Origin of the sequence: Pseudomonas svalbardensis (assembly GCF_030053115.1) — a bacterium.
GTDB classification, from domain to species: Bacteria; Pseudomonadota; Gammaproteobacteria; order Pseudomonadales; family Pseudomonadaceae; genus Aquipseudomonas; species Aquipseudomonas svalbardensis.
Window position 1 is genome coordinate 3,988,026 of the sequence record NZ_CP125619.1, and the last position, 24,456, is coordinate 4,012,481.

Consider the following 24,456-nt stretch of genomic DNA (forward strand, 5'->3'; position numbering starts at 1 on the left):
TAGCGCGAACAGTGGGTCACCATTGATCGACGATCCGCATGGCTTTAGCGTAGTCCCAGCGTTAATCCACGACGAACAACTTGGCACCGGTGGTGCTGAAAGATCGATGCCCCTCAGCGTTGCTGCCCACCTGATAGCTCATCCCGGCGGTGAGCGTGAACAGACGACCATCCTCCAGCTCCGTGTGCAACTCGCCTTCCAGACACAACAGGATATGACCTCTCCAGCACCAGTGATCGGCCAGATATCCGGGACTGTATTCAACCATCCGCACACGCGTTGAACCAAACTGGCAGGTACGCCAATAGGCGGTACCCGTCTGTCCAACATACTGAACAGGTTCGACAGTCGACCAATCGTAAGCGTCCGGCCATGTCACCTTCAAAACTCCAGCATTAAGGGCGATGGTGTCCGCGTATTTTTAAGCGGACGCGATCACCCTTAATCGCCAGGATTTCCATGCGCCAACGAAGCTCTTATCCCAAACCGTTCAAAGCCCAGGTCGTTCAGGAATGCCTTCAGCCCGGGGCCACCGTTTCAAGCGTTGCCATCGCTCACGGCATCAACGCCAACGTCATTCGTAAATGGCTGCCGCTTTACCGGCATACCTCAGTTGCCGCGTTGCCTGCGTTTGTCCCGTTGAAGGCTCCGCCTAAGCGGCCGTCGGAGGCATCGGCGATCATCGAGATACCCGTTGGCGAACAAGCCATCGCAGTGAAGTGGCCAGTTTCCGATCCTGATGGGTGCGCTCGATTTATTCGAGAGCTTGCCAAGTGATCCGCATAGACGCCATCTGGCTCGCCACCGAGCCCATGGATATGCGCGCGGGTACCGAGACTGCGCTGGCCAGAGTGATCGCAGTATTCGGTGCGGCGAAGCCGCACTGTGCTTATCTGTTTGCCAATCGCAGGGCTAACCGAATGAAAGTCCTGGTTCATGACGGAATTGGTGTTTGGCTGGCGGCACGGCGGTTGAACCAAGGCAAATTCCACTGGCCAGGCATTCGCCAAGGTTGCGAGATGGAGCTGGATGCCGAGCAACTTCGGGCGTTGGTGCTCGGTCTACCTTGGCAACGTGTTGGCGTTGGCGGCGTAATTACACTGCTTTAAAAGTTTTAATTTTGCTTCTTGGCCTACTGCCGTAGGCGGTCTGCTTTGGTAAAATCCACGGCATGACTTCCTTGCCCAACCTCGACCAAATGACCCCCGACCAACTGCGCGCCCTCGCTGCGCAGTTGATGTCGAAGGTCGACACCATGGGCAGAAAGATCCACCGCGATCAAACCATCATCGAACAGCTGACCCACGAGATCGCGATCCTCAAGCGGCACCGGTTTGCCAAACGCAGCGAGCAGATCAGTCCTGAACAAGGCAGCTTGCTCGACGATCTGCTCAACACCGACCTTGAGGCTATCGACGCCGAGCTGACGGCACTGCTTCCGGCTCCTGCTCCAGAAGAGGCGCGCCAAAAACCAAAGCGCGCGCCACTGCCGCCGCAGTTTCCACGCACCGTCATTCATCACGAACCAGAAAGCACTCAGTGCACTTGCGGCTGCCAACTCCAGCGCATCGGCGAGGACATCAGCGAGAAGCTCGATTACACGCCGGGCGTGTTCACTGTTGAACAGCATGTGCGTGGGAAGTGGGCCTGCCGTCAGTGCGAAACACTGATCCAGGCACCGGTACCGGCCCAAGTGATCGACAAGGGCATCCCAACTGCGGGCCTGATCGCGCATGTGTTGGTGGCGAAGTTCGCTGACCACTTGCCGCTGTATCGGCAGGAGAAAATCTTCGGGCGCGCTGGTTTAGCGATCCCGCGCTCCACACTAGCTCAATGGGTTGGACAAACAGGTGTACAGCTTCAGCCATTAGTTGATGCCTTGCGAGAAGCCGTCCTGGCGCAGCAAGTTGTCCACGCCGATGAGACGCCGGTGCAGATGCTTGCGCCCGGAGAGAAGAAAACTCACCGCGCTTATGTCTGGGCTTACTGCACCACGCCGTTTTCGGCGCTTAAGGCAGTGGTTTATGACTTCAGCCCGAGCCGCGCCGGTGAGCATGCGCGTAACTTCCTCGGCGCGTGGAATGGCAAGCTGGTGTGCGACGACTTTGCTGGTTACAAAGCTGGGTTTGAGAAAGGCATGATCGAAATCGGCTGCATGGCTCACGCCCGCCGCAAGTTTTTCGATCTGCATGTCGCGAATAAAAGTCAGTTGGCAGAACAGGCGCTGCACTCGATTGGCGGTTTGTACGAAGTTGAGCGGCAAGTGCGAGACATGAGTGATGGAGATCGCTGTCGAATACGGCAAGAAAAAGCGGCGCCGCTGGCCAAAGCACTGCACGACTGGATGTTGGCCCAGCGCGATCTTGTGCCCAATGGATCAGCAACGGCCAAAGCCTTGGATTACAGCCTTAAACGCTGGGTAGCGCTGACGCGCTACCTGGTCGATGGGGCGGTGCCCATAGACAACAATCCAGTCGAAAACCAGATCAGGCCGTGGGCACTTGGACGCTCGAACTGGTTGTTTGCTGGATCGCTTCGCAGCGGCAAACGGGCAGCGGCGATTATGAGTTTGATCCAGTCGGCACGTATGAATGGGCACGATCCGTATGCCTATCTCAAAGATGTGCTGACGCGGCTGCCGACGCAGCGGGCGAGTGAGATCGACCAACTGCTGCCGCATCAGTGGGTATCTGCCTGAGTCATGCAAGGTGACTTCGGCGGACGCTTACGACCAATCGGTCGTACCAAAGGGAACAGCCGTAAGATCCATCGTTGCCTCATCAATGAAGGAGTGTCTGTGGACCGTACCCATCCAGTACTACTTTCGATAGACACAGATGCCCCGTATTTATGAGATACAGGCGACCCACTCAAGCATGATAGTCAGAGGCAGCTTTCGGCTAAAAGCAGACACTCTTGGTAGTACTTGGCGATGGTGTTTTGGCGAATGGCTTTATGAAGCAAAGCAGTATGACACTCTGATACATTCGCCCTTTTTCAGGAGGGAAAAATTATGCGAAGGATTATCGCAACGGGGGCGCTCTTGCTGGCCTTGGGCGGTTGCTCAACATCACCTATGCGGGTTTCTGAAGCGCGGCCAGTGCCGGCCAATGAGATGTACGCGTTCAAAAGCCAGGGTACGAAAGATCCGGGACGCCTGACCATTCTCCGTGATGACGGGTTTGTCGGTTCGGGATGTGACGTCGTGTTCTACATTGATGGTCAGCGCGCAGCCAAGATAGGTCCCGGTCAGAAGGCATCTTTCGTTTTGCCTGCAGGTGAAGTGAACCTCGGCACCGGGCTCGCCGAGTCTGGACTATGTGCTGGTGTCGCGATCAAAACTGTCGCGGCCAACATCAAGCCAGGGAAAGAAGTGATTTATCGAATCAACTGGGATACGCAAGGTTTCTACTTGGGCCCCTACGTTGAGTATGGACGTTGAGCCCAGACAGTTCCGGCCTGTTTCGCACGCCACACGACCTATAGTGAGTGATCGCAAACACCAAAGCGCACCCGGAATACGGAACGGGTGGCTCGCAACAACTCATCCCAAAACCGGGCAATCCCTCTGTCATTACGGTGGATGAAGTCACTATTTTGCCGGAGAAATGAAAAGTGCTAACAGACCAGCAGGCTCGTTTATCACTCAAAGAACTAATCGAAAAATACCTCAAGGGAAGAGATCTCGATTACGAACGTCTGATCGAAATCGTTCAGGATCCATCGCGGCAAGTTCCCATCAGAGGCGTGCTCGAAGACATTAGGCGATTTAACAACGTGCAATTCACGCAACAGGAACTGGAACTGATCGACGGCCTTTTATACATGTACGGGTAAGTCGGTTAGACGTTAGCACCGGTGCTACTCCTTTCGGCGCCAATTTTCTCCGATTGCTACCTGCTCAGGCTTGGCGAAAGAGCGGGAGGCGCGATTTTGCTCACTCTCCTCTGCCGTTTGGGTGTCCGCTATCGGCCCAGAAGCGGACATCGAGATAGCAAACTTCAAAGGGGCCAAACACTGAGTCCGTTGGCTATTTAAGCAGCGGCTCCCTAGAACTTTTCCTTATTTGTCTGTCTATGTGGATAGGCACATCCGCTCGGTAAGCGCGAACCCGCAGGCTTCTCGCACCCAGATGGCCACACGTCCAATTGTCAATCAGAGGTTGTCTTCGCTCATGAAATTCCATGACCCACGGATGATGCTCTTCGGCCTGTTCGCGTTCGCGGCAGTGGGCTCGGCATCAGCAACACAGATGAAGACCTCAACCCCTGTTTTCGCAACTGAAGTCACAGCCGTTCAGGCTCCTGTCCAGGCCGCCGGCAACCCTAGGCCGACCTTAGCCAGTATGGCCGACAAGCAGCCAGGGCCGTTGCTTGCCCATGACGACCGATACTGGCGTGACGGCCGTTCGCACAATCGTAGAGACGATTGGCGCCGAGACGACTGGCGTAGAGATCAGTGGCATAGAGAGCAAGCCCGCCGAGAAGCTGAACGCCATCGTGATTGGGAGCGCCACCACGATCGGGCCATGCGGAACCGCTACGAGGACGATCGCCGCTACTATCGTCGCTAGTGCAAAGCCACGGGATTATCCGCCTGCAACACCTGCGACTTAACCGGCCAGAAGGACACTCAGAAACTCAACCGCGCACCAGGTAGGCTCCTGACGGAACCCGATATCGCAGCTTCTTGCATTTGCCGGGTGCGGGCTGATGCCCGGAGGCGGCCAATGGCCGCGGGGAATCTCAATCTCATCGTGCGCGGGCACTGGCTCTACGGAAGCCACTGGCAACTCTCCTTCGGACCGTGGCCTGCCAGCCGTCGGCGATTCCGATACGGTCTCTGCCTTTGCGCTAGCGAAGTTGCCAGCGTTGGGTTGTTCAGCAGCGGCCATTTCTGCTTCGCGGCGCCTTTTGGCCTCCTCTTCGAGCCCCTTCTGTACTGCGACCTGGTCCTCTTTGGCGTTGGGTGAGGTACTCGAAGCCTTGGCCTGCTGCGCCGCCTGGATCAATTGGAAGTTGCGGTTGCGTAACTCGACATTGCGACCCACCCGCATGTTCGAGCGCGCCGCCAACGTTTCAGCCTGCTGGTACTGCCCCTGCTGAAGACGCAACACACCAAGGTAATGCAGCGTTGCGGGATTGTTCGGCTGGATATGCAGGGCACGCTCCAGCGTGGCAGCGGCTTGGTCCAGCTGGCCATTTTCATACTGCCGCGAGGCGGTTTCGATTAGCGTGGTTGATGCGCTGTTACTTTGCGAGGGCGCTCTACGCTCGGCAGCAACCGAGCAAAGCGACGCGACGGCGCAGAACGCCAGGAGGAGACCCGGCAGAAAACTCTTGGTTGGCATCAGGGGGCGGACTCGGCTGATCTAGGACGGCACTGCCGTAAAACAGGCCACCAGCGCTGCTCGGCATCGCCGATACAGGGCCCCTGTTGACCTTGGCCAGTACCTTGAAGTTCCCGCTGCAACGGGCACTGCGGATGGCGTGGAATCCGCAGGCCACCGCAACCAGTCTGTTTTTTTACCATCCCACCCGTTCGGTTCACGACTCGCCGTCAACAAGTCTCACTCTGTGGCAGTCAGACGGTCCAAGTTTTTGACCGCTTGATGAGCGAACATCAATCGGCATCAGCGGCTGGCCGGACTCGTTGTCTATCAGCACAGAACGCGTCTCCTGCGGCTCGAACAGGAACCGTTCACCCCACTGCCTCATACTGACCACAACCGGAAAGATCTCCCGTCCTTTGTCCGTAAGGACGTACTCCTTGTAGGCGCTTCCATCTGACGCCGGTCGAACGTCGAATACCCCGACCTCGACCAACGTTTTCAGTCGCGATGCCAGAATATTTTTGGCCACGCCCAAGCTCTTTTGAAATTCGCTGAACCGGCGAATGTCATCAAAAGCGTCGCGGATGATCATGAGCGACCATCGATCCCCAATTGCCTCCAGTGTCCTTGCTACCGGGCATTCGCTGCGTTGCGGTGAAGCGTCTTCGACCATCTTTTTTGACCTTCCGGAATGTGGATTTGCCAAGTATGTCCACCAGACTGGCGCAATGTGGTTGCAATTTAAAACCTGATTCGACAACAATTGAATCTAGTTCTTAATTGAAACCAGTTTAACGCCATGGAGGTGTACATGACAGCAGATGCCGACTCAGCCACCAAACGGTTCTCCGGGCAGCCTCCGGGATTGCTGCATTCGGATACCGGAGAAAGCAGCAGGACCGACCGGTCTCCGGGGCTTTCCCCGTCGCTCACGTTATTGTTTTCTGTCACCTGCGCACTTGCAGTAGCCAATGTTTACTTTGCCCAACCCTTGCTCGCCTCAATGGCTGAGAGCCTGGGCGTCGCCTCAGGATTAATCGGGGTCGTGGTGACGGCCACTCAGGTTGGATACGCGTTGGGGTTGCTGTTCATCGTTCCACTGGGCGATTTGGTAAACCGTAAACGGCTGATTCTGACTCAGGTACTGCTGTCTGCGGTTGCACTCGCGGCGGTCGGCGCAGCACAGCAATGGCTGGCCCTGTTGGGTGCCATGATCGTGATGGGCTTACTGGCAGTGGTTGTTCAGGTGCTTGTGGCATATGCCGCCGTGCTGGCAACGCCATCACAACGGGGGCAGGCAGTGGGAACCGTAACCAGCGGAATTGTCCTGGGCATTCTTCTGGCGCGGTTTACCTCTGGGCTGATTGCGGACATCGCGGGCTGGCGCGCCGTTTATTTCGTTTCCTCAGGATTGATGCTGACCATCGCGGCGGTGCTGTGGAGAGTGGTTCCTGTCACGGCGCCTCCAAGGCGCCAAGACTCCTACCTGGCGCTCATAAAGTCGGTCTTCAAACTGTTTATCACCGAACGCACTTTACGCGCCAGGGGCCTTCTGGCCTTACTGATCTTTGCCGCTTTTTCCGTGCTGTGGACCTCCATGGTGCTGCCGTTGAGCGCCCCGCCGCTGTCGCTTTCACACACTGCCATCGGCATGTTTGGATTGGCCGGCGTCGCCGGTGCCCTTGCTGCCAGAAGAGCCGGTCGCTGGGCCGATCAAGGTTTGGGACAACGAGTTACCGGCATTTCGCTGGGGCTCCTGACGCTTTCCTGGTTGCCCATCACTTTTGCCGAGACGTCCTTGATCGCGCTGGTCTGCGGAGTGGTCTTGCTCGACTTCGCGGTGCAAGCAGTACACGTCACCAACCAGAGCCTCATTTTTGCTGCACGACCCGACGCCCAAAGTCGCATGGTCGGCGCATACATGTGCTTCTACTCGGTCGGGAGTGCGCTGGGGGCCGCAGCCGCGACCCAGGTTTATGCGCTTTGGGGCTGGATAGCAGTAAGCCTGCTGGGCGCCTTGATCAGCGCTACTGCCTTGGTTCTGTGGTTTCTCACGTTTCATTTTTCAACGACCAATCAAGGAAGATCAGCATGAAAGCCAGGCACCTACTACTCGCCATCTCGATTACTGCCATTTGGGGCGTGAATTTCTCGGTTATCAAACTGGGGCTCACCACCGTTGACCCATTCATTCTTGCCGGCATTCGCTTCACGCTATGCGCACTCCCGGCGATCTTTTTCATTCCGAAACCTGATGTGCAGTGGCGCTACATCATTGGTTACGGCCTGGTCTTCGGTATCGGACTTTGGGGCGTCGTTAACCTTGGCATCAAGTCTGGTCTCTCCGCAGGCATCGCTTCGCTGGTGCTTCAGTTCAGCGCGTTTTTCACCATCCTGCTGGGTTCATGGGTATTCAAGGAAAGCATTTCCCGCTTTCAGTACGCGGGCATGGGTCTCGCTCTGTGTGGTTTGTTGAGCATCGTCTCCATCGTTGATGGGACAGTAACGATGGCCGGGCTGATCCTGGTGTTGCTGGGAGCGGTCGCCTGGAGTGCGGCCAACGTGATCAACAAAAAAGCCAGGACCACGCAGGTCTTCGCTTTCCTGGTGTGGTCGAGCGCGTTTTCGCCCATCCCTCTTTTCGCGCTTGATTACGCTGTTAACGGCTCGACGGGGTACAGCGCATTGGTGAGTCAACTCGACTACCGCGCCGTCCTGTCGATCCTGTTCCAGGTATACCCCAATACACTGTTCGGCTACTGGGTGTGGAACTCACTTATGAAACGATATCCCGTGTCTACCGTCGCGCCATTGTCATTGTTGGTGCCGGTATTCGGCCTGCTCGGTTCAGTCATGATTTTCAATGAGACCCTGTCACTTAACAAAATCGTTGCAGTCGTTCTCATCGTGTCGGGTCTTGGCGTCGGTTTATATGGACAGCGCGTCCTCAGTGCGTTGCTCAAGCGATCTGACCGATGCCCATCGTGATGTAACAGCACGAGATGGAGACATTCTGAACACTGCTGAAGAGGAGACACTTGCTGCCTGGCTTGATCAGAGTGTCCATCGGCACCGGACCTTCTCATGCTGATTGTCTGCGCCAGGTGCCGGGTGATATACCGGACTGGCGTTTGAATGCGCGACTGAATGCTGCTTCGGATTCGTAGCCAACTGCAAAGCCGATTTGCGCCACATTACCGCGACCTTCGCGCAGGTGTTGAGCCGCCACGTGCATGCGCCAGAGCGTCAGGTATTGCATCGGTGGCTGTCCGACCAATGCCGTGAATCGCTCCGCGAATACCGAACGCGACATGCCCACTTCAAGCGCCAGGGCTTCTGCCGCCCAGCCCTCGGTTGGACGAGCATGGAGCAGCGCCAGTGCGCGCCTGATATGCGGATCCCGCAAACCCGCCAGCCACCCGCGCCGCTCAGCCGGGAGGTTCGCGACATACTGACTGACGGCTTCGACGAACAGCAATTCGGATAGCTTGACGATGACCGTTGTCGAGCCGACGCGCCCCGCCGCGATCTCACTGACAGCGAAACGGAATGAGCTTTCAACCCAGGCGCCCGAAGCCGTCGCGCGCACGTCTAACTGACTATCGCGGATCGACCGCCTGACCTTTCTCGCCGCGGACGAGGCGCGCCTGCTTAGCCAGATTCAGGGTCGAACCTATGCGTATATTTTTGGCCTGGTCGAGCGTTTATCAGTGCCAAAATGCTCGATCAAGGTCGGGCCCATGTCTTTGACGATCAGCTCGCACTCGAAGCGCTGGTGCGCTTTTCAAACGACGAGATCAAGCATCAGGAGCTGTTCCGGCGCATTGAGACGATGATTAGTACGCAATTGCCAACGGGATATCGTCAAGTTGCCGATCCAAACGATGTGGCGCGCGCGGTACTGGCGGCCAGCACCTGGTCGGTGTTGGCGCTGACCTGTCATATCGAGCTGTTTGTTCAGACGCACTACGTGCAAAGCATCGCCCCGCGCGAGGAGTTGTGCCCACTGTTAAAGGATGTCTTCAAATTTCACTGGAAGGATGAAAGCCGGCACGTCGTACTCGATGAACTGGAGTGGGAGGCGGAGCACGCGAAACTCTCCCCGGCCGAGCGCGACCAGGCAGTGAACGATCTGATTGCGCTGGTGGCGGCCGTCGACACAATCCTGCCGGCACAATCGGCATCCGATGCCGACTACTTTATTCGAAATGTTTCACGATCGTTCAGTGTCGATGAGACAGCGCAAATCAAAGCCTCCGTGCTGAGCGCCTACCGCTGGCAATACATTGTCTCGGGCGTGCAGCATCCACACTTTGGCCGGCTGCTTACGCGCAACCTGGTTTCGGCTCGCTGCCCTCTACTTTGCCATTGGCGTCGTGTTGGGCGTGGCGATGGGCGCTTTCGGCGACCACTCGCTCTTCGCGGTACATGCCCATGTCAATCTGTTGGGATGGGTATCGATGGCACTGTTCGGACTCATCGGCACAGCGCACCCGTCGATCACCGAAGGGCGCGCTGCTGCAGCACAGTTCTGGACGTACAACGTTGGCGTCCCGGTGATGCTCGGCGCACTGACGCTGCGCCTCAAGGGCTTCCCGTCAGTCGAGCCATTGATTGCCGTCGCATCAATCCTCATTGGCTGCAGCGTGCTGCTTTTTGTGTGGCTGGTGTTTTCGCGCATCGGTATAGCGGCCGAGCGCTTGAGCAGCGCGACACGCGAATCGCGCCTGTCATAACGCGCAAAACCAATAGCAGCTTTTGCTTAAAGTACAAAACGCCCGATGCGGTGCATCGGGCGTTAGGGTGAAACAGGTGTAAACCTGGTTCAGGACTAGACACTGGCGTCACTTCACATCGGTTACATCGCGGTATGGAAAATCTGCTCGATCTCGTCCTGATTGGCAGGACGCGGATTGGTAAAGCCGCAGGCATCCTTCATGGCATTGGTTGCCAGGATCGGGATATCGTCAGCCTTGGCGCCCAGTTCGGCGAGACCGCTCGGAATACCGACATCCGAAGACAGTTTACGGATGGCGGTGATGGCCGCGGCGGCGCCTTTTTCCGCATCCAGATGCTGAGTGTCGACACCCATTGCGTTGGCAATGTCTTTAAACCGGGCCGGGCATACGCTGGCGTTGAAGCTGGCGACATGGGGCAGCAGGATCGCATTACAGACGCCGTGGGGCAGGTCGTAGAACCCACCCAGTTGGTGCGCCATGGCGTGGACATAGCCCAGCGATGCATTGTTGAACGCCATGCCGGCAAGAAATTGCGCGTAGGCCATGTTTTCCCGGGCGGTCATGTCGTCACCCTGGGCAACGGCAGTGCGCAGGTTGGCCGAGATCAATTCCACGGCCTTGAGTGCACAGGCATCGGTGATCGGCGTTGCCGCAGTCGACACGTAGGCTTCGATAGCGTGGGTCAGCGCGTCCATGCCGGTGGCGGCGGTCAGGCCTTTGGGCATGCCTGCCATCAGCGAAGGATCGTTGACCGACAACAGTGGGGTGACGTTACGGTCGACGATGGCCATTTTCACGTGCCGGACTTCGTCGGTAATGATGCAGAAACGGGTCATTTCACTCGCCGTTCCGGCGGTGGTATTGATCGCGATCAACGGCATCTGTGGCTTGGCGGATTGATCCACGCCTTCGTAATCACTGATGTGCCCGCCGTTGGCGGCGCACAGGGCAATGCCCTTGGCGCAGTCATGGGGTGAACCGCCGCCCAGGGAAATAATGAAATCACAGTCGCTGCGACCGAGCAGCTCAAGACCTTTCTCGACATTGCTGACCGTCGGATTCGGTTTGGCGCCATCAAACAGGGTGGAGTTGATGTCCTGCTGGGCCAGAAGACTGGCTACCTTGGCGGCCACGCCGGCTTTGGCCAGGCCTGCATCAGTGACGATCAAGGCTTTACGGAAACCATATTTGCGGATTGCGAGCATTGCTTCGCCGAGACTGCCAATGCCCATCATGTTCACGGATGGAATGAAGAAGGTGCTGCTCATGATAATTCCTCTTTTATTCTGGAAACCCGAAAATCAGGTGAGGTCTTCTACTCATATCGCAGGCTGTGAGGCTGGTCTGATTGTCATCATTGACGAAGTTCAGCGGGAGATTTGCTACATCAAGTGTTCAGGCGAACAGTGTTTTAAGATGCAGAGGTGGATGGGCCATCGCAGCCGGTATCTTTTGATCATGGGATTGAGCCTAACCCTATGACGCCAGACTGGAATGGTCCTTTAGCTTCCATTGGCACCTCCTTTAGTACTGGGAGGTAATGCGCCCTGACAAGTCCGGCGCGAGACCTGTGGCGAGGGAGCTAAATAGTCGCCCTCGGAAAATTCGGCTTGCCTGATCGCCACTCGGCGACTTTTTCGTACACCCCCTGGACCGAGCTCAAGCCAGCAGCTCGGTGATCCACCGGGCCTGCCGGGCGATGTCTTGCACCTTCTCCTCGGGCACGGCCTGCCGCGCACGGGCGAAGTGGGTCAGGGTCTTCTGCTTCTCGCGCAGCATGCGCTGCCACTTGATCAGGAACGCCGGGCTGCGTGCCTGCATCTGCAGCGGGCCGAAGTAAAGCTCCTCGGCGGTGTACATCACCGGCCCCGCGCGCTCGGCGACGATGATTTCGTAGTCGAAGCGATTTTCCTGCAGCAGTTCCTCGCAGAGGATGCGGTAGCCATTTTCCATCAGCCATTGGCGCAGTGGCTGCTCGCCGCCGTTGGGCTGCAGAATCAGGCGCTCCTGGCCGCTCAGACGTGCCTTGCCGCTGTCGAGGATGTCGCGGATCGTCTCGCCGCCCATGCCGCAGATGCTGATCGCCGTGATCCCGTCTCCCGGCTCGATCGCCGCCAGACCATTGGCCAGGCGCACGGTGATCCGCTGGTCCAGGCCGTTTTCGCGCACGGTGCGTTCGGCCGAGCGGAACGGCGTCAATGCCACCTCGCCGGCCATCGCCGCCACGATCGCGCCACGGCGCATCAACGCCACCGGCAGGTAGCCGTGATCCGAGCCGATGTCAGCCAGGCGCGCATCTGCTGGCACATGCGCCGCCACGCGCTCCAGGCGCTGGGACAATGTCTGTTCGTTCAACCGCCGTTCCTTTTTCAGTGTCCGCATCAGGTCGATATCAGCAGGTAGCGAAAGGCGCAAGCACGTATCCCGGCCATAAGTGGACAGAGCGTTCCAGAACCGGCCTCCAATACCAACCTGAAGCTATCAGTGATATTGCCATACCCGCGTTGAGAGAAATTCCCCATAAATGGGCTGTATTACCCGCATCCTGTTTCAACTTTTCCGATGGAGAACTGACCACAGAAGCAGGCTGCCCCGCCGGCGGGGAATTATAGGCTGTTAAATTTTTTGGCACAGAGAATGCTGTGTGTTCACTAGCACCTGCGCCGCAGATCAGGCGCGCATTGCTAGCCCTTCCGAGGAGTCACTTTCATGCGCATCGAGCCGCTAATCCTCACGCTGGTACTCATTCTTTTCATTTTTACGATAGGGGCAGCCTGGAGTCTTATCAGCTTGTTCAGCAGTTAAGGTCAGTGGGAAGAATTCATCACGTTTGGGTTACAGGGTGAAGGCCGGAGCAAGCGTTTCCTACGGTCCGACATACCGACCTGCCAGGGCGGCTCACCCATTTTCAGCTCAACAAACAGCCAGATTTTTTTAAGAAAAAAAGAGAGGGCATCCATGCCCTCCCCTCCGCTTTTCACGCGTCTGCGACAGTACTGATCAGGACCTCAAGTGGCGAGAATGAAGTCCGCGGCAGTGACGGTTGTTGCATCGGCCACACCGACCAGGCGGATGGACTCAGGTCCTGCGGAGCTGATCAAGGTATCCGCACCCACATCGGTGATGATGACGTTGCCGGCAAAGGTCGCAGCAGTGACGCCGAACGCGGAAATATCGAGCCGGTCCTGGCCTCCCACCGCGTCGGCATCGAAGCCGATGATCTGATCGGTCCCGAAGCCCGCTGCGAACATGAAGATATCGTTGCCACTGCTGGCAACCATCATGTCGTTGCCGGCACCGCCAGTGACCGTATCGTTGCCAGTACCGCCATCGATAAAGTCATTGCCAGTGCCACCGTTCAGGGTATCCGTGCCAATGCCACCGAACAGTTGGTCGTTGCCGCCGCCACCATTGAGGGTGTCATTACCCCCCCCGCCGGTGATGACGTTGTTCAACCCGTTACCGTTGCCGACGAAGTTGCCGACTCCGGTGTAGGTCAGATTTTCGACATTACCGCCCAGCGTGTAGCTGGCCAGCGAAGTCTGCACGGTGTCCGTACCGCCACCCGCCACCTCGACCACCACGTCCAAGGCTGCATCGACGACGTAGGTATCGTTGCCGGCGCCCCCCAACATCCGGTCAGCACCTGCACCGCCATTGAGGAGGTCGTTACCCACCCCGCCGGTGATGGTGTTGGCCTGCGCGTTACCGGTACCGGTGAAGTCACCGGCGCCCGTATAGGTCAGGTTCTCGACGTTGGCACCGAGCTGGTAGCTTGTCAGGCTGGTTTGTACCAGATCGGTACCACCACCCAGCGCCTCGGTGACAAGGTCACCGACGTTGTCGACCACAAACGTGTCGTTGCCAGCACCGCCGTTCATGGCATCCGCGCCGAGCCCACCGTTGAGGGTGTCGTTGCCGTCCTCGCCATTGAGGACGTCGTTGTCGTCTCCGCCGTTGAGGATGTCGTTGCCAGTGCCGCCAAACAACTGGTCGATACCGGCGAGGCCATTCAGCGTATCGTTCCCGCCCAGGCCAAACAGCACATCGTTACCTACGGTGCCGGTGAGGGTGTTGTCCAAAGCGTTGCCCTGCAGCACCACGCCCAGAGCCGCAACCGCCACCGTCGCCGCCGAGGTCACCGACTCCAGCGTACCGAAGCCATCGGTGTAGCGCACGATCACTCGCAGTTGCAGATTGACCTGCGCCGCACCAGGGGTGAAGGTCGCAGCGGTCGCGCCGTTGATGTCGGTGAAGGACGCGCCGACACCTTGCTGCCATTGGAAACTGAATGTGCCCAGCCCATCCGCATCGGCAATCCCGGCCGTCAGCGCGGTCAGCACCTGCCCTTGATCCGGGGTTGTATCGCTGATCAGCAACGCGCCTGTCGGTGCATCGTTGATGTTGGCCACCGGCCCCAGGATGTTGGACGAAGCGCTTTCGGCCACACCGAAGTCATCCACGTAACCGATCACCACGCGCACTTGCTGGCCGACCTGAGCCTGGCCAAGCGCGAGCGTGCTATCGGTAGCTCCGGCGATGTTGACGAAATCAGGCCCGTTGCTCGCCTGCCATTGGTAGGTGAACTGCGGATTGCTGAGGCCATCAATGTCGATGATGCTCGCCGGGTCAGCGGTCAACAGCTGATTCTGCACTGCAAGCCCGGTTACGGTCGGCCCTTGAGTTGGTGCATCATTGACGTTGTCCACCGGCCCCAGGATGTTGGACGAAACGCTTTCGGCCACACCGAAGTTATCCACGTAACCGATCACCACGCGCACTTCCTGGCCGACCTGAGCCTGGCCAAGCGCGAACGTGCTACCGGTAGCGCCGGCGATGTTGACGAAGCCAAGCCCGTCGTTCGCCTGCCACTGGTAGGTGAACTGCGTAGTGCTCAGGCCATCGGCGTCGATGATGCTCGTCGGGTCAGCGGTCAACAGCTGGTTCTGTACTGCAAGCCCGATAACGGTCGGCCCTTCGGTCGGTGTACTGTTCCCGGACGAGTCGACGATCTCCAGCGTGCCCTTGGCATCCTGGTACACCGCCCGGACGCGGATGTTCAGACCCGCCACATCGTCCGTCACCCGGTAGGTGGTGCCGCTCGCCCGCGTTGCCTCGCCAGCGGCGACGAAGGTGATGTCGTCATAGATGCCCGAGCCGGCAATGTTTTCGACCTGCCAGAAGTAAGCCACCCCGCCAGTCACCGCACCGGTCGGATTGGTTACGCTTTGGCTGTCCGCGTCGTGTACCGCTCGATCACTGACGCGCAACAACTGGCCGGCGACAGGCGTATCGTCACGCACACCGGTGCCAGCATCGAGGATTGCCAGATGGCCCGATGGGTCGTTGTTTTGCGCGGTGCCCACTCCGGACAACTGCGCAACGTCAGCGAACTGCAGTCGCTCAATGCCCGTCAAGCGATCGACGCCATCACGCCCCGCCACCGAGTCGGTCACAATGACCGTGTCGCCATCGATCTCGACGCCGTATTCCCCCGCAGTACCGGAGAACAACGCAGTGTCGAAGCTGTCGGTGCCGGTCAGAATCTCCCGCACGATGACCAACTGGCCCGGGTTGTAAGTACCGTTCAGCATAAACGGCACCAGTGGCTCCATGCTGTTGAACGTGGCGATTTCCGCGCCAGTGCCGTCAGCGTTCGCCCGTACGCTGATGCGTACGTTCAGCCACTTGTCACCGTCGATGATGTCGTCACCACCGCGACCTTCGATCAGGTCGCTACCGCCACCGCCGAGGATGATGTTGCCGCCGTCGAAGAACGTCGCTCCGGCGGGCAGCAGATCAGCGAGGCCGTCGATCAGGTCAATGTTGGTCAACACACTGCCGGTTGCACCCGCAGAGGGCAGAGACGTGGCATCTTCGTTGTCACCGCGCAGGAAGTCACCGTGGGACGAACCCGACAGACCTTCCATGATGTCGAAACTTACCTGCGCCGAAGCACCCGAACCCGGCAGCGGCGGAACATCGAAAAAGCGGTCGGTGAAATCGATGGTCACGCCCTGGGCGAGCCCCTTGAAGGTTGCCCAGTCATAGCCGGAGCCGCCGATATAGCGGTCACCGAAACCGAGACTGCCCACCATGATGTCGTCGCCACCTTCGCCGTTGAACTTATCGTTCTCGTTACCGCCGATGAACACATCGTGGCCGATGACAGGGTCGTTGCCGAGCGGGTCGAAGTTGTCGCCAGGTGCACCGTCCGAGGTGCCCTTTTCGATCCAGTCGTCGCCTTCGTTACCCATATCCTGTTCGTTGGCTTTGCTACCCAGAATGAAGTCGTTGCCGTGGCCACCAATGGCCTCGGAAGCGTCCTCGCCGGTCACGATGAAGTCATTACCGAACCCGCCGATGATCAGGTTGACGCCGTTGCCACCGTGCAGCACGTCGTTGCCGTCGCCACCCTGGATGTTATCGTCGCCGCCGCGGTCGCTGATGATGTCGTCGCCGGCGCCACCGCGCAGTTGGTCGTTGCCGTCACCGCCTTCGATGCGATCGTTGCCGCCGTCACCCCAAACCGTGTCATCACCTTCACTCGCGATGAGGATGTCTGCATTGTTGGTGCCGCCCAGCACGATGTGCTCTTCACCTGTGTATTTGATGTAGTTGGCGTCCGGCCCCGCGGTCAGCGGGTTGTCGCGGAACACCACCTTCTCGCCATTCTCGCCAAGCGGATCGGCGTTGCCCAGGCCATCGTTGTACTGCTTGCTCTGGTCCCTTTCCAGATAGAACGCCGGGTCCGAGAACACCAGCCCCGGCAAGTGAGTGGCCGAGGTGTTGGCCATGATCAGCTTGGCGAACGAGTTGCTTTCCAGTTCGGCGTTCATCGACAGGCCAGCAGTTCGCTCCAGGTAGTAGAAGCGGTCACCGTCCTGCAGTTTTTCCAGCTGGTTCTCGAACACGAAGTTGAACGTCGAGCCGAGCATGCCGCCGAACGGAGTTTTCTCTTCGGCCAGGCCGCCGATCCAGAGGTCGATGGCATCGACGCCCGTGACAGTCACGCCCTTCAGATCGTCGGCAGTCCCCAGCAGCCCATCCTTGCCGGCCCGCGTCACGTTGGCCCAAGTGCCAGTGCCGTTGAGGAAGTCCAGACGGTCGGCCGGCGCACCCGTACCACCAAATACCAGCGCCAGGGCTGCAGCGCGTTTGCCTTCCAGCGTGGTCGCCGCCGTGATCGTGTCATGGGTGCCATAGGCCGCGATGAAGTTGATCAACGACTCTGGATGTTTGAGGTGCTGCACCAGGTCGACCCAGCTGGTGTAGGGCTTGAGTTGGGTATCACCGGTTTGGCTGTAGATGTCGCGGCGGACCGCATTGAGCGAAGGAATCCCCACGTCGCGGCCACGGGCGATATTGATCGCCGGCAGGTCAAGCGGCAGGCCGAGCAGGTTACTGCGCAGCGCCTCGGTGACGAACTCGTCGATTTCGTTACCGGCTTGCCGAGTCATCCCACGCACGATCGCACTGGTCGCATCCTCGGGCGTTACGCCACTGGCGGCGTACGCCAACGGGTTGAGGAACGCCGCGATCAGGCCGAGTTGCTGATCAGGATCAGCACTGTTCGGATCGCCGACCACGTTGAAATCGACATCGAAGCGATCGACGGTCTCGGTCAGCATCGAGTGGCCAAACCGGTACACGGTGTGGGCGAACTCGGCGACGATCGAGGCATCGAGGTCAACGTCATAGACCTGGGTCGGTGCGAAGAACAGGTCGACGTTGGGCTGGATGGTCCGGGCAAACTCCTCGAACACCAGGTGCTGATACTGCATCTCGGTGCCGAACTTGGCAGCCTGGAACAAGCGCTCGCCATTCCACACCAGCGCATCGATCTCCGTCTGGTTGGCGGGCAAACCGCTCACCGGGGTCAGCAGCCACTCGTTGAGGAAGGCCAGGTCAGCCGAATCGAGCACGGTGTCCTTGGTCTGCGCGACCAGCCGATTGTGCTCGGAGTGGAAAATCGCATGCACCGCGGTCAGGCCAATGTTCTCGTTGACCCGGCCGTCGCCAGCGATGTAATGCGCATCGAGCAACTCGTTGTCGTAGGCCAGGTTGGCCCCGGTGTGCGGATTGGCCGGCACTGCGTTGCCAATAGCGGAATCAGCGTCAGGCACGAGCACGCCACTGCTGAACACCGGCGCTGCATTGTGGGCAATGTCGGCGAGGAACTGGTGACCGGTGCGCACAGCATTGGTCAGGCTAATGGGGGAAAGCGGATTGCCTTCGACCAGAACGTCATCAGCCGTGCCGCCCAGACCGTCAACCCCCTTCATCACGACCATCGGGAAGCCGTTCGGCCCCTTGATGAAATTGCCATAGGCGTCGGTCGCCAACAGCGGCGAGTTATCGACGTCGGCATCGGTAAGGTGGATACCCAGAATGTCGTTGGCCTGCGCCTTGACCACTTTCCAGGTCGCCATACCACCGATTTCGGTGTCGTCTGCAGTCCCAAACTTGCCGTCAGCCCCCAGGTCACGGTTAGTGATCAGCCTGCCGGTCGCGATGGGGCCGTTGTCGGTCAGCTCATAACCGCGCAGGAAAACCTGGTGCGACGGGTGCGAGCTGTAGGTCTGGTTTTGGTCCACGAATGGCGACGTGGTGTTGGTGTGTTCATGGATGTCGTCGGCCGTGCCGAGAACGCCGTCCGCCCCTGGCAGGTTAGTCGCGCGGGTCAGCACCATGAAGTTGGTGTGGCCACCTGGCACATACAGCGGATCATCCGGTTGCAGCGGGATGAAGATGGTGCCCGAACCGCCCTTGGTAAGCAGGTCCAGCCCATGATCGAAGAACTGCCCGAAGAAGGTCATCCAGGCGTTGAACGGCGCGGACAACCCCGCATCCGCCGTGGTGTTCTCGAACAGGTACACATCGTGGTCGTCGGCAGTCCCGAACTGACCATCCATGCCGGGGCTGGCGACTATCCGTGTGCCATCCTTGAGCACGTCGTCGTTATCCTCCGCGCCGAAGTTGAGCACACCGTCCGCACCCGGGTCGTAAGCCGTGGCATAGGCCGCCGGGTTGTTCGACGTCTGGTCGACGATCAGATTACTGATGGTGCGCGGTTGCGAGTCAAACACGTAGCCGCTGGTCTGCTGATACGACGATCCCGGAATGGCCGGCGAGCCGGGGCCGAAGAAGCCGGCAGGCGCACCTTCCGCGGGATTGAAGACCGGATCGGTCACGCGCGGAAAGACGTTATCGGCGGCGCCAAACTCGGTATTGTTGATGCCGTTGTGGTTCATCAGGTTGTTGTTCGAGCCATCGACCGCACGCAGGCCCAACGGCGCGCGGATATTCGGGATCAGCGAAAGGATGTCCTGACCGGCCGCGTCAGCCTCGGCAATCTTGATCTGATCAAGGATGAAGTTGAGGTCGGAGCGGACCATGTTGAGGCCCTCGCCGCCCGCGGTAGCATTGACGACGGGTGTCTGGGCCGTCGGCACAACCGGCGCGCCGGGTTCCACCACGGCAGTCGGCTGCGAGAACAGCACTTCAGTCGTGCCATGACCATCCTGATAGATCGCCTTGACCCTCAGTGACAGCCCGGCAAGATCAGGCGAGACCTTGAAGGCGGTGCCGTCTGCGCTCTGGAATGCCAGGTCACCGGCAGGCAGCAGAATGATGTCTTCGAAAATGCCGGTGCCCGGGTCGGCTTCGAACTGCCAAAAGTAGGACACCGAGGCGTTGTTGATAAAACCCTGCAGATTACCCACCGCGATGTTGTTGGCATCGCGCACCCCGGCCACGTTCACCGTCAGCGTGTCGCCCACTGTGATTGCGCCGCCGTTTGCATCCGTGACGGTTGGACTGCCGAGCGGTTGTGCATTCAGCCCCGGCACCAGCACTTGCTGGGTATCGGCGAACTGCAGACGTTCGATATGCAGCAAGGTATCGGTGCCGTCGCGACCCACTTCGGTATCGGTCACCGTCCAGACATCGTCCGCCACATTGGCCGTGCCGCGGGTGTCACGCGTCACCACATACTCGGACTGAAGCCCGGAGAAAATGGCGGTGTCGAAAGCCGCCCCGCCTGTCGAGGTGCCGGGCAGGATTTCCCGCACGGCCTTGAGTTGCCCCGGGTTATAGGTGCCGTCGATCATGAACGGGATCATATCGACCATGCTGTCGAAGCTGGCGATCTCGGGGCCGGTATGATTGACGTCACCGACGTCATAGACCGCAATCCTGACGTTGAGCCATTTGTCGCCATCGATCAGATCATCGCCACCGCGACCCTCGATCAGGTCACTGCCATTGCCACCCAGAATGATGTTGCCGGTGGCAAATCCGGTGGTCGGCAAGCCGGCATCGGCCAGAAACTGCTCCAGTCCACGGATCAACGCCACATTGGTCAGCGCTGAGCCCGTGGCGCCACCGTGGTCGACGATAGTGACCGCATTGACATTATCGCCCTTGAGCACATCGCCGAATTGCGAACCAGACAAGCCTTCGACCTCGGCAAAACGGTCGAGAATCGAGGCCGGCGACGCGCCGACCGGATTGAACGGCCCGTTGTTCTGGTTTGGCGCGTTGCCGTGTGGCTGCGCCAGCGCAGCCATGGTCAGGTCAACGGTCACGCCGACCCTGTCATTTTTATGGGTTACCCAGTCGAAACCGGACATGCCGTCCATATTGTCCTGGGCATCGCTGCCGACAAAGATGTCATCGCCACCCTCGCCGATCATTTCGTCGAAACCACCACCACCGACAAAGATGTCGTTGCCGATCGTATCGTCATTGAGCAACGGCGAGGCGTTATCGCCAGGCGCACCGTCCTGGGTGCCCTTCTCGATCCAGTCATCACCTTCGCCACCGGTAGCTGGCAGGTTGGTCTTGGCGCCGAGGATAAAATCGTCACCCTGACCGCCGAAGGTGGTTGAGACGTCTTCCGTGGTGATGATGAAGTCCTGGCCATCGCCCCCCAGGATCAGGTTACCTCCAACCAGCATGCTGCCAGCCACGATCACATCGTTACCGGCATTGCCTTCCAGACGGTTGTCGCCGAACGAGTCGGTGATGATGTCATCGCCCGCGCCGCCCAGTACCGCATCGTTCCCGGCGCCACCTTCGAGGCGGTCGTTGCCGCCGTCGCCGTAAAGGGTGTCATCGCCGTCACCGGAGACGATGATGTCATTGTCGGCGGTGCCGCCCAGGACGACATGGTCTTCACCGGTGTATTGCAGATAATTACTGTCCAGACCTGCGGTGTTGGGGTTGTCGCGGATCACCAGCGGCACGATTTCCACGCCGTTGATCATGATGCCGCCAGTAGGATCGGCTTTGCCGTCCACGCCAAGGTTAGTGAACTGATTGGCCTGATTCACTTCGAGGGTGAACGTCGGCGTCAGGAACACGGTGTTCGACAGGTGGGTGACATCGGTGTTGAGCATCATCAGCTTGGCAAAGGAGTTGTTCTCCAACTCGGTGCCGAAGTTCAGGCCCGCGACGCGCGACAGATAGTAGAAACGGTCGCCGTTCTGCAACGCCTCCATCTGGGTTTCAAACACGAAATTGAACGTCGAGCCGAGCATGCCGCCGAACGGCATTTTCTGCTCGGCGAGGCCACCGACCCAGAAGTCGATGTCGTCAAGACCCGTGATCGTCACACCCGTCACGTCGTCGGCAGTACCCAGCAGCCCATCCTTGCCGGCCAGCGTTACGTTAGCATAGGCATCGGTGCTGTTGAGGAAGTCCAGGCGGTCAGCCGGTGAACCAGTACCGCCGAATACCAGCGCCAAGGCTGCAGCGCGTTTGTCTGCCAGTGTGGTCGCCGCCGTAATCGTGTCATGCGTGCCATAGGCAGCGATGAAGTTGACCAACGACTCGGGGTGCTTGAGGTGGTCCGCAAAGTCAGCCCAACTGATGTACGGCTTGAGTTGGCTGTCGCCGGTTGATGCGTACATCTCACGGCGCGCTTCATTCAACGTAGGGATGCCAGTGTCGCGACCACGCGCCAGGTTCAAGGCCGGCAAATCGAGCGGCAGACCGAGTAGATTGTTGCGCAACGCTTCGGTGACGAACTCGTCGATCTCGTTGCCGAGCTGACGGGTCACACCGCGAATGATCGCCCCTGCCGCTTCGTCCGCAGTCGCCCCGCTGCCGACAAACGCCAGCGGGTTGAGGAAGGCCGCGATCAGACCAAGTTGCGAGTCCGGGTTGTTCGGGTCAGTGAGGAGCGGATTGAACTCGGGGTCGAAGCGATCGACGGTCTCGGTCAACATCGAGTGACCGAAGCGGTACACCACGTGGGCGAACTCGGCGAGGATTGCCGGGTTGATCGAGGTGTCATACCCGTTGGGTGCAAGGAATTCGTCGATCTGCGGCTGAATGGTCCGCGCGAACTCCTCGAACACCAAGTGCTGGTACTGCATCTCGGTGCCGAACTTGGCGGCCTGGAACAGGCGTTCGCCGTCCCACACCAACGCCGCGATTTCGGCGGGTGTAGTCGGTATCGCGGTCACGTCGTCCACCAGCCACTCATTGAGGAAGGCCAGATCGCCGGCGGCAAGGAGGGTGTCCTTGGATTGCTGGACCAGGCGGTTGTGCTCGGAGTGGAACACATGGTGCACCGTGGTCAGGCCGATGTTCTCGTTCACCCGGCCGTCGCCGGCAATGTAGTGAGCGTCGAGCAGTTCGTTGTCGTAGGTCAGGTTTTTGCCGCCCGCGCCAACGGGCTGCGCATTGCCGATATCGGCGTCAGCATCCGCCTGCAGAACCCCGCCGACGACTACCGGCGCGGCATTGTGGGCGATGTCGTCGAGGAAGCCATGCCCGGTGCTCACAGCGCTGGCCAGACTGATCGGAGCATCCCGGTTGCCTTCGACCAGTTGCGTGACGTCATCAGCCGTCCCGGCGATACCGTCAGCACCGTTACTAACGCGCATCACCACCTGTGGCATGCCGCTCGGCCCCCGGATGAAGCTGCCATACGCATCGGTTGCCAGCAGCGGCACGCTGTGCACATCGGCGTCGGTCAGGTTGATACCGAGAATGTCACGGGCCTGGGCCTTGACCACTGCCCAGGTCGCCATGCCGCCATTTTCGCCATCGCCATCATCGGCAGTGCCGAACTTGCCGTCGGCGCCGAGATCGCGGTTGGTAATCAAGCGCCCCGTTGCAACAGGGTCACCTGCCGCGTTGAGGACATACTCGCGCAGGAACACCTGATGCGAGGGGTGCGAGCTGTAAGTTTGGCTTTGGTCCACGAACGGCGAGGTGGTGTTGGGCTGGCCATCATCGGCAGTGCCGAGTATTCCGTCCGCGCCGGGGGTATGCACTGCCCGTGACAGCACCATGAAGTTGGTCGGGCTGCCCGGCACGAACAACGGATCGTCCGGCTGCAGCGGAATAAACACGAAGTCGGTACTGCTCTTGCTGAGCAGGTCGAGGCCGTGGTCGAAGAACTGGCCAAAGAAGGTCATCCACGAGTTGAAGCCGGCGGTCAGACCAACGTCCGGCGACTGGTTGGGGATGAAGAACACTTCCTTGTCGTCAGCCGTACCGAACACGCCATCCAGACCGGGGCTGATCACCGGGTTTGCACCGCCGTTCGCCGCTACTGCGGCCGGGTTGTTAGCGGTCTGGTCGGCAATCAGGTTACTGATAATCCGTGGCTGCGGGTCGACCACCGTTCCTGTCCCGGCGTACGCCGCTCGATACTGGGCATCAAGCAGACGCAAGAAGGAATTGTCCGCGGCGCCAAATTCGGTTTGCCCGGCGACCAGGTTGTTGTAGCTGCCATCGACGGTGCGCAGGCCGAATGGCACCTGGCTGTTGGGTAGCAAATCACTGAGGCTGGCGCCGTCGGCATGCGCTTCTGCGATGAAGATTTGCTTGAGGATGAACTCCAGGTCCGACTTGTTGAAATTGGCCATTTAGATTGCCCTCGATCTCTTTGGGGAAGGGCACGGGACGATAAGAATCCTCCCACGCCCAGTCCGGTGCTGGCTTGCGCAGTGTGTTGGTTCTTTTTTTTGGGCGAGCGCTGGCGCGGGATGGCAAAGCCGTTACACGGCCCCCCGGGATGCACGCCTGGAATTCGCGAAAGAATGGCTCACTAAGCGATTAGGCAGAGCGAACCCGTGCCCTGGGAGGGCCATGGAAACTTGAAGAAAAGGCGAACTTCTTGAACATCCCCTTCACTCTGCAGAAGAACGAAATCATCGACATGTGTGCTCCATCGGGAAAATCTTGACGCCTTGCGTTGCCAAAAAGTTGACAGACTCCAGGCGGCCGGCCCCCTCAATGACTGAGACTAAAGTTCCATAGCGAAAAATTGTCAATTTTACGACACGAAAAACAGACGACTGGTGATTGACCTATTAACTAGCTGTTTTTATGAGACTTATAGGAATTCATTCGCAGCATTAGAGC

At 59.1% G+C, this 24,456-nt stretch carries 13 protein-coding genes and 3 pseudogenes; 9 read left to right on the plus strand and 7 right to left on the minus strand.

Going from position 1 to position 24,456, the window contains the following annotated elements:
- Positions 1–61: 61 nt before the first annotated feature.
- Positions 62–385, minus strand: coding sequence for a DHCW motif cupin fold protein (locus QFX16_RS18440; RefSeq protein WP_283180828.1), 324 nt, complete (start codon positions 383–385; stop codon positions 62–64).
- 74 nt (positions 386–459) lie between these two features.
- On the opposite strand from QFX16_RS18440, the gene tnpA reads away from it, so the two are divergent.
- The 5 genes from tnpA (at position 460) to QFX16_RS18465 (ending at position 4,573) form a co-directional block, all read left to right on the plus strand.
- Positions 460–777, plus strand: a complete 318-nt coding sequence (gene tnpA, locus QFX16_RS18445) for an IS66-like element accessory protein TnpA (protein WP_010465922.1) — start codon at positions 460–462, stop codon at positions 775–777.
- Complete coding sequence (gene tnpB / locus QFX16_RS18450) at positions 774–1,109, plus strand: IS66 family insertion sequence element accessory protein TnpB (protein ID WP_010465920.1); 336 nt, start codon at positions 774–776, stop codon at positions 1,107–1,109. The genes tnpA and tnpB overlap by 4 nt, the downstream gene beginning before the upstream one ends.
- 62 nt (positions 1,110–1,171) lie before the next feature.
- Positions 1,172–2,698, plus strand: coding sequence for an IS66 family transposase (gene tnpC, locus QFX16_RS18455; protein ID WP_010465918.1), 1,527 nt, complete (start codon positions 1,172–1,174; stop codon positions 2,696–2,698).
- Between the two features lie 315 nt (positions 2,699–3,013).
- The gene (locus QFX16_RS18460; RefSeq protein ID WP_283180829.1) at positions 3,014–3,442 is read left to right on the plus strand and encodes a hypothetical protein; all 429 of its coding nucleotides are present in this window, start codon (positions 3,014–3,016) and stop codon (positions 3,440–3,442) included.
- Positions 3,443–4,174: 732 nt separating this feature from the next.
- Positions 4,175–4,573: a hypothetical protein gene (locus QFX16_RS18465; protein WP_283180830.1), complete on the plus strand. Its 399-nt coding sequence runs from the start codon at positions 4,175–4,177 to the stop codon at positions 4,571–4,573.
- Positions 4,574–4,640: 67 nt separating this feature from the next.
- Here the strand turns inward: QFX16_RS18465 and QFX16_RS18470 are convergent.
- Positions 4,641–5,350, minus strand: a pseudogene (locus tag QFX16_RS18470) (tetratricopeptide repeat protein).
- Between the two features lie 196 nt (positions 5,351–5,546).
- The gene (locus QFX16_RS18475; RefSeq protein WP_283180831.1) at positions 5,547–6,005 is read right to left on the minus strand and encodes a winged helix-turn-helix transcriptional regulator; all 459 of its coding nucleotides are present in this window, start codon (positions 6,003–6,005) and stop codon (positions 5,547–5,549) included.
- A 138-nt stretch (positions 6,006–6,143) separates the two neighbouring features.
- On the opposite strand from QFX16_RS18475, the gene QFX16_RS18480 reads away from it, so the two are divergent.
- Both QFX16_RS18480 and QFX16_RS18485 read left to right on the plus strand, forming a co-directional pair.
- Positions 6,144–7,427 (plus strand): MFS transporter, encoded by a 1,284-nt coding sequence (locus tag QFX16_RS18480; RefSeq protein ID WP_283180832.1) that lies wholly within the window; start codon positions 6,144–6,146, stop codon positions 7,425–7,427.
- Entirely contained in the window at positions 7,424–8,320 is an 897-nt protein-coding gene (locus QFX16_RS18485) for an EamA family transporter (protein WP_283180833.1), read from the plus strand. Before QFX16_RS18480 ends, QFX16_RS18485 begins: the two co-directional genes overlap by 4 nt.
- A gap of 94 nt (positions 8,321–8,414) precedes the next feature.
- On the opposite strand, the pseudogene QFX16_RS18490 reads toward QFX16_RS18485, so the two are convergent.
- A pseudogene (locus tag QFX16_RS18490) lies at positions 8,415–8,930 on the minus strand (helix-turn-helix transcriptional regulator); the annotation flags it as partial.
- Between the two features lies 1 nt (position 8,931).
- Between QFX16_RS18490 and QFX16_RS18495 the strand changes: the two are divergent.
- A pseudogene (locus QFX16_RS18495) lies at positions 8,932–9,683 on the plus strand (diiron oxygenase); the annotation flags it as partial.
- Entirely contained in the window at positions 9,646–10,068 is a 423-nt protein-coding gene (locus tag QFX16_RS29565; protein ID WP_349294098.1) for a hypothetical protein, read from the plus strand. The pseudogene QFX16_RS18495 and the gene QFX16_RS29565, both read left to right, overlap by 38 nt.
- 122 nt (positions 10,069–10,190) lie before the next feature.
- Here QFX16_RS29565 and yiaY read toward each other — a convergent pair whose 3' ends face one another.
- From yiaY to QFX16_RS18510, 3 genes are all read right to left on the minus strand, one after another.
- Positions 10,191–11,339 carry an L-threonine dehydrogenase gene (gene yiaY / locus QFX16_RS18500; protein WP_283180834.1) on the minus strand — a complete coding sequence of 383 codons (1,149 nt, stop codon included), beginning with the start codon at positions 11,337–11,339 and terminating at the stop codon, positions 10,191–10,193.
- Positions 11,340–11,730: 391 nt separating this feature from the next.
- Positions 11,731–12,426, minus strand: a complete 696-nt coding sequence (locus QFX16_RS18505; RefSeq protein ID WP_283184600.1) for a tRNA (adenine(22)-N(1))-methyltransferase — start codon at positions 12,424–12,426, stop codon at positions 11,731–11,733.
- Positions 12,427–13,079: 653 nt separating this feature from the next.
- The gene (locus QFX16_RS18510; protein WP_283180835.1) at positions 13,080–23,957 is read right to left on the minus strand and encodes a peroxidase family protein; all 10,878 of its coding nucleotides are present in this window, start codon (positions 23,955–23,957) and stop codon (positions 13,080–13,082) included.
- Positions 23,958–24,456 lie beyond the last annotated feature (499 nt).

What these genes read in the sequence shown, in the direction of transcription:
- tnpA (WP_010465922.1), top strand. Translation starts at nt 460, where the DNA reads ATGCGCCAACGAAGCTCTTATCCCAAACCGTTCAAAGCCCAGGTCGTT.
- tnpC (WP_010465918.1), top strand. Translation starts at nt 1,172, where the DNA reads ATGACTTCCTTGCCCAACCTCGACCAAATGACCCCCGACCAACTGCGC.
- QFX16_RS18460 (WP_283180829.1), top strand. Translation starts at nt 3,014, where the DNA reads ATGCGAAGGATTATCGCAACGGGGGCGCTCTTGCTGGCCTTGGGCGGT.
- QFX16_RS18465 (WP_283180830.1), top strand. Translation starts at nt 4,175, where the DNA reads ATGAAATTCCATGACCCACGGATGATGCTCTTCGGCCTGTTCGCGTTC.
- QFX16_RS18475 (WP_283180831.1), bottom strand. Translation starts at nt 6,005, where the DNA reads ATGGTCGAAGACGCTTCACCGCAACGCAGCGAATGCCCGGTAGCAAGG.
- QFX16_RS18480 (WP_283180832.1), top strand. Translation starts at nt 6,144, where the DNA reads ATGACAGCAGATGCCGACTCAGCCACCAAACGGTTCTCCGGGCAGCCT.
- QFX16_RS18485 (WP_283180833.1), top strand. Translation starts at nt 7,424, where the DNA reads ATGAAAGCCAGGCACCTACTACTCGCCATCTCGATTACTGCCATTTGG.
- yiaY (WP_283180834.1), bottom strand. Translation starts at nt 11,339, where the DNA reads ATGAGCAGCACCTTCTTCATTCCATCCGTGAACATGATGGGCATTGGC.
- QFX16_RS18510 (WP_283180835.1), bottom strand. Translation starts at nt 23,957, where the DNA reads ATGGCCAATTTCAACAAGTCGGACCTGGAGTTCATCCTCAAGCAAATC.